We start from the raw sequence: 8,232 nt of genomic DNA, 5'->3' as shown, positions 1-8,232 counted from the left end.
TGGAGACGACCTGATTCAACAGGTTCGAGCCGTAGCGCTGGGCAGGGTAGAAGGTGCGCTGCGTGATGTCGTAGTAGAGGTCGTGGAGCTGCGAGAGATCGAGGAGCGCCGGCTCGTCGGCGCGGGCCCACGCCACTTGTTCGGCGGGCAGCCCATCGACGTACTCCAGCAAAAAGACTTCCGTCAGCGCGGAGGCGATGGGCAGCGGTCCCTGGATGCGACCTTCGGAGGTGATCACGGCCGGGATCTGCTGTACGGTGCAGTCTCGGCCTGGCTTGCAGAGCGTGGGCGAGCAGCACTTCAGCACGGACTGAAGCCTGGCGAACGGCTCGGCGTTGGCGGTGAGCAAGGCATCGAGGTCGCCGCCGGTCCGTCCCAGGATGGCGGTGCGCGCGGTTGGGCCGTCGAGCTTGCAGACGCCGGCGGTGGTGGGATGAAAGAGCGGGTCGTCGGCGTCGAGGTCGGGCTGTGTCACAGGCTCGAGGCCGCAGCCCGGATACATGCCGTCGAGCATCGCCTGCGCGCTGGCGCGAGTGCGCTCCTCGACGTCGGACCAGACGAAGAGGTCGTTCTTGCGCGGACAGCCGTCGGGGGCGAGCAGCCCCTCGGAGGCGAACGCGGCGCGGTAGTAGCGGCCCATCAGCGTGGCCGCTTGCGCGCCGTGCGGCGTGAGCATGCCGGGGCCGACCTCCCAGTTGGGCCAGGGATCGGCGGCGAGCTGCGCAAGCGGCGGCTTGATGTCGGTGGGCGAGCGGACGCCGTGGCGGCTGACGAGCACGACCTGTTGCAGGACGAGGTCCTCGGCCGCGGCAGACCAAGCGAAAAGCGCCAACACGGCGCAGCCGGCGATGCGGGTGAGCTTCACGGGCACTCCTTGGGGTGGCGCGTCAGGATAGGGTCCGCAAGAGAGTGGGTCAAGGCGGCATCCCGGCGGCCCGGCCGGCCCGTTCTCTTTCGGGATGAATCCGGTCATAATGCGCCAGCGCATGCCACCTCGCCGACCCTCGGACCGCAGCAGCCAGTTCGAGATCCTGAACGAGATCGTCCGCATCGCCACGCTCGACCTGGAGCTGCGGCCGATGCTGCAGCGCATCACCGACGTGCTGGCGCAGAAGTTCGGGTGGGAGTTCGTGGCGTGCGTGACCGTGGACACCGCCAAGAAGCGATTCGTGTGCGAGGCGGTGACGAGCGCGCAGTCCACCGAGATCGAGGTGGGCTACAGCCGCGAGCTGGGCTCGGGCGTGGTGGGCGAGGTCGCGATGCTGGCGCGGCCCATGCTGCTCGACGACGTGCGCACGGCGAAGAACTACGTGGAGACGATGCCCGGGGCGCGGTCGGAGCTGTGCGTGCCGGTGCTGCACCGCGGCGAGCTGGTCGCGATCCTGAACCTGGAGAGCACACGGCCGCGGGCGTTCCACGACCAGATGCCGCTGGCGCAGACCATCGCGGACCAGATCGCGGGCGCGATCCACAGCGCGCGTCTCTACCAGGAGGTGCGGAAGGCGAACCGCGCGCTGGCCGACGCGAACCGCCGGCTGGAGGAGTTGTCGCGCACCGACGGCCTGACCGGGGTGGCGAACCGGCGGCAGTTCGAGGATGTGTTCGAGCGCGAGTGGCGGCGCGCGCAGCGCGCGAACGGGCCGATCGCGCTACTGATGATCGACATCGACGAGTTCAAGAAGTACAACGACCACTACGGGCACCAGGGCGGCGACGATTGCCTGCAGAAGGTGGCGGCGACGCTGAAGGCTTCGCTCGTGCGGGCGTCCGACGTGGTGGCGCGGTATGGCGGGGAAGAGTTCGTGGTGGTGCTGCCGGGCAGCGATCAGAAACAGGCCATCGCGTCGGCGGAGCGGCTGCGGCAGCGCGTGGAGCAGATGGGGATGCCGCACGAGGCGCGCATTTCCGGCCCCAAGACGGTGACGATCAGCGTGGGTGTGGCGGCGCTCAGCCCGAAGCCCACGGACGAGCCGCAGACGCTGCTGTCCGCGGCGGACCAGGCGCTCTATGGCGCGAAGCACGGCGGGCGGAACCGCACGTGCGCGGCCGTGTTCAGCGCTTCTCGGTCGTAGTCGCGACGAGGCGGTAGTCGCTGTACTCGGAATGCTGATTCACGCGAACGGTCGAGAACAGCGCGCGGGCGTCGTAGGATACGGCAGTCTCACGGGGCAGGAGCCATTGGCCGTCGACCGTGCTCATGTCGATGGTGAAGCGGAGAGCGCGAACCGCGCCGAGGCCGATGAAGAACTTGACCGGCTCGGTGAGGACCACGTCGGCCTTCGCGATGGCGTAGGTCGCCTCGTCGATCCATACGGTCCCCTGGAGGCGGTTCAGGACGCGGTCCATGCGACGGTTTTCGGGGAGCGCGCCGGGCTTGGGTGAGAACTTGATCACGAGAGCCCGGCGGCCATTCACCGGCTCCGCGCCGGCGTAGGTGAAGTTGTAGCGGCTGAGCAGCTCCTGGTTCAGCGTGACCTCGTCGTCGCCCTGCTTGCGCGCCTTCCGGAGCGACTCCCGCTTGGCTTCTTTCTCAGCTTCTTTGCGCTGCTCCTCGGGCGTGAGCGGGCGGCCGTTCTTCTCGATCATGCGGAAGATAGTGTCGTTGCCGGCCGGGATGACGTCGAACAACATGACGGTGTGCTCGGTGATCTTGCCGTCGCTGTCGAGCCGGTCGACGGTGCGCTTCTGGCGGTAGGTGTAACGCGCGTCGAGCCGGGCTTCGCCCTCCCACTTGGCGCGCTGGAGCACGCGGTCCATGATCTCGCGCATCTCCGGCGGCTTGGCCGGGGAGGGCGCTTGCGCGCCGGCGAGCGTGCCCAGCAGAGACACGAAGACGAGGGCCAGGAACCTGCGCATACCCTCTTTATACCGCAGAACAGAGTAGCCGGCGGGCTAGAACTGGAACATGTCGCTGATGTCGTTGCTCAGATCCTCGCGCGCGTTCAACGTGCCGAGATTCCAGTTCCACTGGATCCACTTCAGGACGGAGACGTGGTCCATGCGGATGCCGGAGATGTGTCCCTTCTTGGCGTAGGGCGAGACGACGAGCATGGGGACGCGCTGGCCGAAGCCCTGCGAATCGACCTGCGCCGGCGGCGAGTGGTCCCACCAGCCGCCGCTCTCGTCCCAGAGAACGACGACTGCGCAGTCCGGCCACAGGTAGGAGCCCTGCACCTTCGTGATGAAGCCGTCGAGCCAGTTCATCGCGGTGGTGAAGGAGCCGGAGCCGGGATGGCCGTTGTGCGTGGGATTCGGATTGATGAACGACACGGATGGAACCGTACCGTTGGTCAGCGCGGTGTAGAAGTTCGAGAGGTCCTGGACCTGCGGCGCGTTGTAGGTCGAGGTGAAGAACTGGAACGGGTTCTGAACGGGGATGTAGCCGTTGCCGCAGAGGCCGTAGTTCTCGTGGAACCAGCCCCAGCTCACGCCGGCGGAGTTCATCTGGTCGCCGACGTTGCGGAAGGAATAGGGCTTGGAAGCGGCGTCGGGCTTGTTGCAGGGTCCATAGTAGGGCTGCACGCTCCACGGGAAGTTGTTGTCGCTGGCGGAGATGAGATAGAGCGGGTTCGCGGGCGCGTTCGACATCACCGACGGGAAGTAGTTGTCGGCAAGCGCGTAGCTCTGCGCCCAGGTCCACAGCTTGTCGACGCCGGCGATGGTGTTGTCGTAGTACTGCATGGAGAGCGCGCCGTTGTAGTAGGCGTACTTGTCCATCGCGCCCTGGTTCCACACGTTCAGGTAGTTCGAGCGGCTGTGCGGCAAGTCGGACGTGGTGACGTCGGCGAGGAGCGATGGGGTGACGGTATTGCCGTTGGCGTCAAGCTGCGAGTAGCCCGGGACGCTGGGCTTGATGCCGTCGACACCCGCCATGGTACCGAAGAGGTGGTCGAACGAGCGGTTCTGCATCACCACCACAATGATGTGCTTGATGGGCGAGTTGGTTCCGACGGGCGGCGGCGGCGGCGGCGGCGGCGGGGTGGAGCTGACCGTGATGTTGATGGTGGACTTGAAGGTCGCGTTGGTGGAGTCGAGGGCCTGGACAGTGACGCGGCGACCGCCAGCGGCCATGGCGACATCCGCGGTCAGGGACGGCCCGGCTGACTCGTACTTCTTGCTGCCGTCCACGTAGACCTGCATCACGCGCACGGTGCATTGGCAGTTGGCTTGCGCCTCGATGTGGACGGGCGAGGCGACGGTCGCGCCGTTCGCCGGGGTGCAGATGGTCACCGACGGCTGCGTAGGATTCAGCGTGCACCCGCTGGGCGGCGGCGTCGAGCTGGTGACGGTGATGTAAATGGTGCTTTTGAAGATGCGATTGCCCGCGTCCATGGCCTGGACGGTGAGCTTGTGCGTCCCGGTGGTCATGCTGACGTTGGTGTCGAGCGACGCTGCCAGCGTCTCGTAGGCCTTCTTGCCGTCGACGTAGATCTGGAGCACGCGGACGGCGAACTCGTTATCCGTCGTCCCCGCGACGACATGCACCGGCGAAGACACGGACGCGCCGTTGGCGGGCGTGCAGATGGTCACCGAGGGCGACGCGCTGTTCAGCGTGCACTGCGAGAATGCGGGGAGCGCAAAGAAGGCAAGGCAGACTACCGCGAGGATTCGTACTTTCATCAGGCCCAGGGTCCCTGTGGTGTAGCGTCTCGACGAACTGGCGCGGTTCGAGCTGCGCGAGCAGCCCGGGATAGTTGAGATGGAAGCGTGGCAGGGCGCGCGAGTTGTCTCGAACTCGCCGCGAAGCGCTGGCGCGGCATGGCGCGCGCGCGTAGACTCGCCGAGGACAACCCAGCCTTAACACCCTTAATCTCAGTGGGAGCATAACTATGTCTCTGCTGACCGAGCCGCGCCTCGATCCCCGCATGAACACCGCGCCGGCGGATTTCGACCCGGCACGCGATCTCCCCCAAGGCTTCTGGGAGTTCTTCCTGCCACTGCATCAGCGGTTCACGCCGCGACAGCAGCAGTTGCTCGCCAAGCGGGCGCAGGTGCTGGCGGCCTCGCACGAAGGGAAGCTGCCGACCTACCTGGCGCCGTCGCCGGCGACCACCACGGATTGGCGTATCGAGGTGCCGGAGTGGGCGCGCGACCAACGCAACCAGATGACCGGTCCGGCGGATGACGCGGAGCTGGTCGTGAAGATGCTGAACTCCGGCGCGCCCGGGGTGATGATCGACCTGGAAGACTCGATGGCGAACTTCTGGGCGAACCTGATGAAGGGCTACCAGAACACGCTGGCGGCCTTGCGCGGCGAGCTCAGCTACTTCGACAAGAAGCGGAACGCGGAAGTAAAGATCAAGGACAGCAAGACGGTCGCCATGACGCGCGCCCGCGGACTGCACATCTCGCAGGCGGGGCTGGGCAAAGGCGGCGTGGTGTCGGCGTCGCTGCTCGACGTGGCGTACATCGTTCACCAAGTGGACCCGAAGCAGCTCAAGCACCCGCTGGTGTTCTACATCCCGAAGTCGGAGTCGGCGGAAGAAGCGCTGTGGTGGAACGACCTGTTCAACGAACTGGAAAAGCGCAAGGGCTTGCCGCACGGGTCCATCAAGTGCTTCGCGCTGGTCGAGTCGCACCCGCTGGCGTTCCAGATGGAGGAGTTCCTCTACAACCTGCGCGAGCACATCCTGGGACTGAACCTGGGGCGCTGGGACTACATGGCCAGCCTCATCCACTTCAACCATCCGAACCCGGACTGGGTGCTGCCGGATCGCAACACCATCCCGCACGACGTGGCGTTCTTCCAGAACTTCCGCACGCTGATGCCGGAGATCTGCCACAAGCACGGCGCGATGGCGATCGGCGGCATGACGGCGCTGTATCCCAGCCGCACGGACGCGGAGTTGAACACGCGCGCCCTGGCAGTGCTGGAGAAAGACAAGAAGAACGAAGCCGACTGCCTGATGGACGGCGCGTGGACGGGGCACCCGGACCAGAACGAGATCGCGGTGAAACAATTCCCGCATCCCAACCAGCTCCACAAGCGGCCGAAGCTGGCGAGCACGCAGCCGGACCTGCGCCCGGCGCCGAAAGGAGTGGGGAAGAAGACGCTGGCGGGCACGCGGGCGGCGGTGCGGACGGTGATCCGGTATCGCAATGGCGTGCTCAACGGACGGGGGGCCAGCCTGCTCGACGGCTACATGGAGGACCTGGCGACCGACCGCATCTATCGGCTGATGATCGCGCAGCGCATCCGCCACCGCGACCAGGTGGAGATCGTGGACGAGGAGACCGGCAAGCGGGTGGAGCACACGCCGGAACTGGTGACCAAGTTGTTCGATGAAGAGCTGGAACGGATCCTGCGCGATCTGCCGTCGGAAGCGAGCGAGGCGGAGCGCGAGACGTTCCCGAAGGCGCGGCGGATCGCAGAGGACATGATCTGCTCGGGCGAGTTTGACCCGGTCTAGTCCTGCCGGCAGTTGTTCCCCGAAAGACGAAGTCCCGGCAAGCGCCGGGAAGACTATTTTCCGAAAGCGGTACACGGCCATGGGCAAGAACAACGGTTTCGAGAAACGCAACGGTCACAGGAAGTCGAACGGTCACGCGAAGGGCTGGATGACGAACCGCTGGGAAGGCGTCGAGCGACCTTACACGCAGGCGGACGTGGAGCGCCTGCGCGGCACCGTGCGGATCGACTACACGCTCGCCCGTCTGGGCGCCGAGCGGCTGTGGGAGCTGATGCACGCCACTCCCTACGTGCACGCGCTCGGGGCGATGACCGGCAACCAGGCAGTGCAGATGGTGCAGGCCGGGCTGCAGGCGGTGTACGTGAGCGGGTGGCAGGTGGCGGCCGACGCGAACGATTCCGCGCAGACCTATCCGGACCAGAGCCTGTACCCGGTCGACAGCGTGCCGAACCTTTGCCGGCGGCTGAACAATGCGTTGCTGCGCGCCGACCAGATCACGCATGCCGAGGGCAAGAACGGCGTGCACTGGATGGCGCCGCTCGTCGCCGACGCCGAGGCCGGCTTCGGCGGCTGCCTGAATGCCTTCGAGCTGATGAAGGCGATGATCGAGTCGGGCGCCGCGGGCGTTCACTTCGAGGACCAGCTGTCGTCGGCGAAGAAGTGCGGGCACCTGGGCGGCAAGGTCCTGGTGCCGGCGCAGGAGGCGGTGCAGAAACTGGTGGCGGCGCGGCTGGCGGCGGACATCTGCGGCGTTCCGACCGTGCTCATCGCGCGCACGGACGCCAACAGCGCGCAGCTCTTAACGTCTGACATCGACCCGCGGGACCAAGAGTTCATCGAGCCGGGCGAGCGCACCTTCGAGGGCTTCTTCCGGACCCGCGGCGGGCTCGAGATGGCGATCGCGCGCGGCCTGGCGTACGCGCCCTACTGCGACATGATCTGGTGCGAGACCTCCACGCCCGACCTGGACGAAGCGCGGCGGTTCGCCGAAGGCCTCCACGCCAGGTTCCCGGGCAAACTGCTGGCGTACAACTGCTCGCCCTCGTTCAACTGGAAGAAGAAGCTCGACGACGCGACCATCGCGAGATTCCAGCAGGAGCTGGGCGCGATGGGCTACAAGTTCCAGTTCGTGACGCTGGCGGGCTTCCACGCGCTCAACCTCTCGACCTACGAGCTGGCGCTGGGATATCGCGACCGCGGCATGGCGGCCTACTCCGAGCTCCAGGAGCGCGAGTTCGCCCACGAGAAGCAGGCGGGCTACGGCGCGGTGAAGCACCAGCGCTTCGTCGGGACCGGTTACTTCGACGAGGTGGCGCAGGTCATCGCCGGCGGGCAGTCCTCGGTGACCGCGCTGAAGGGATCGACCGAGGAAGACCAGTTCCACCACGGAGACCTGCCGGTGGCTGCGTAATCAGTGTGTTTTTCGGAGGCGGCCTGCGGGCCGCCTCTTTGGTTTTCGGGGTAAACTCTGTCGCGGTGACGAATCCCCGGAGCAATCCAGACGAGCGGCCGCGGCTGCTGTACGTGGTGACGTCTGCCAAGAGCGTGCGGCTGCTGCGCGGCCAGCTGCGGTATATGGCGGCGGCAGGGTTCGATGTGACGATGGCCTCGGCGCCCGGCCCGGAGCTGGACGCGGCCGCCGAACAGGACGGGGTGCGGACCGTAGCCGTTCCCATGGCGGGCGGCCTCTCGCCGCTGAGCGACCTGAAGGCGCTGCGCGCCCTGCGCCGGCTGATGCAGGAAGTCCGGCCGCATATCACGAATGTGAGCACGACCAAGGCGGGGTTGATCGGCGGCCTCGCGGCTCGCAGCGCGGGCGTGC

7 protein-coding genes are annotated in these 8,232 nt (G+C 66.7%); 4 read left to right on the top strand and 3 right to left on the bottom strand.

Translation table 11 applies throughout. The features are described 5' to 3' along the window. Window positions 1-865: histidine-type phosphatase (locus tag VLA96_07575; protein ID HSE49047.1), on the bottom strand; the 865-nt coding region annotated here is incomplete at its 3' end. Window positions 866-986: 121 nt separating this feature from the next. Here VLA96_07575 and VLA96_07570 point away from each other — a divergent pair. Further along, window positions 987-2,072 (top strand): diguanylate cyclase, encoded by a 1,086-nt coding sequence (locus VLA96_07570; GenBank protein HSE49046.1) that lies wholly within the window; start codon window positions 987-989, stop codon window positions 2,070-2,072. Here VLA96_07570 and VLA96_07565 read toward each other — a convergent pair. Together VLA96_07565 and VLA96_07560 are read right to left on the bottom strand one after the other, a co-directional pair. Continuing rightward, complete coding sequence (locus VLA96_07565; GenBank protein ID HSE49045.1) at window positions 2,053-2,856, bottom strand: hypothetical protein; 804 nt, start codon at window positions 2,854-2,856, stop codon at window positions 2,053-2,055. The two genes, VLA96_07570 and VLA96_07565, sit on opposite strands and share 20 nt — an antisense overlap. A 36-nt stretch (window positions 2,857-2,892) precedes the next feature. Continuing rightward, the gene (locus tag VLA96_07560) at window positions 2,893-4,620 is read right to left on the bottom strand and encodes an alkaline phosphatase family protein (protein HSE49044.1); all 1,728 of its coding nucleotides are present in this window, start codon (window positions 4,618-4,620) and stop codon (window positions 2,893-2,895) included. A gap of 209 nt (window positions 4,621-4,829) precedes the next feature. Between VLA96_07560 and VLA96_07555 the strand changes: the two genes are divergently transcribed. The 3 genes from VLA96_07555 to VLA96_07545 all read left to right on the top strand — a co-directional run. Next, a complete protein-coding gene (locus VLA96_07555; GenBank protein ID HSE49043.1) occupies window positions 4,830-6,410 on the top strand; it encodes a hypothetical protein in 1,581 nt (526 codons plus the stop codon). Window positions 6,411-6,489: 79 nt separating this feature from the next. Beyond that, window positions 6,490-7,821, top strand: coding sequence for an isocitrate lyase (aceA, locus tag VLA96_07550; protein ID HSE49042.1), 1,332 nt, complete (start codon window positions 6,490-6,492; stop codon window positions 7,819-7,821). Between the two features lie 65 nt (window positions 7,822-7,886). After that, a partial coding sequence (locus VLA96_07545; protein HSE49041.1) for a glycosyltransferase occupies window positions 7,887-8,232 on the top strand: 346 nt, incomplete at its 3' end.

Source organism: Terriglobales bacterium, from assembly GCA_035457425.1.
Lineage (GTDB): Bacteria > Acidobacteriota > Terriglobia > Terriglobales > Acidobacteriaceae > JACPNR01.
The sequence above is the reverse complement of the archived record's forward strand: the minus strand, read 5'-3'. Positions and strand labels throughout refer to the sequence as shown.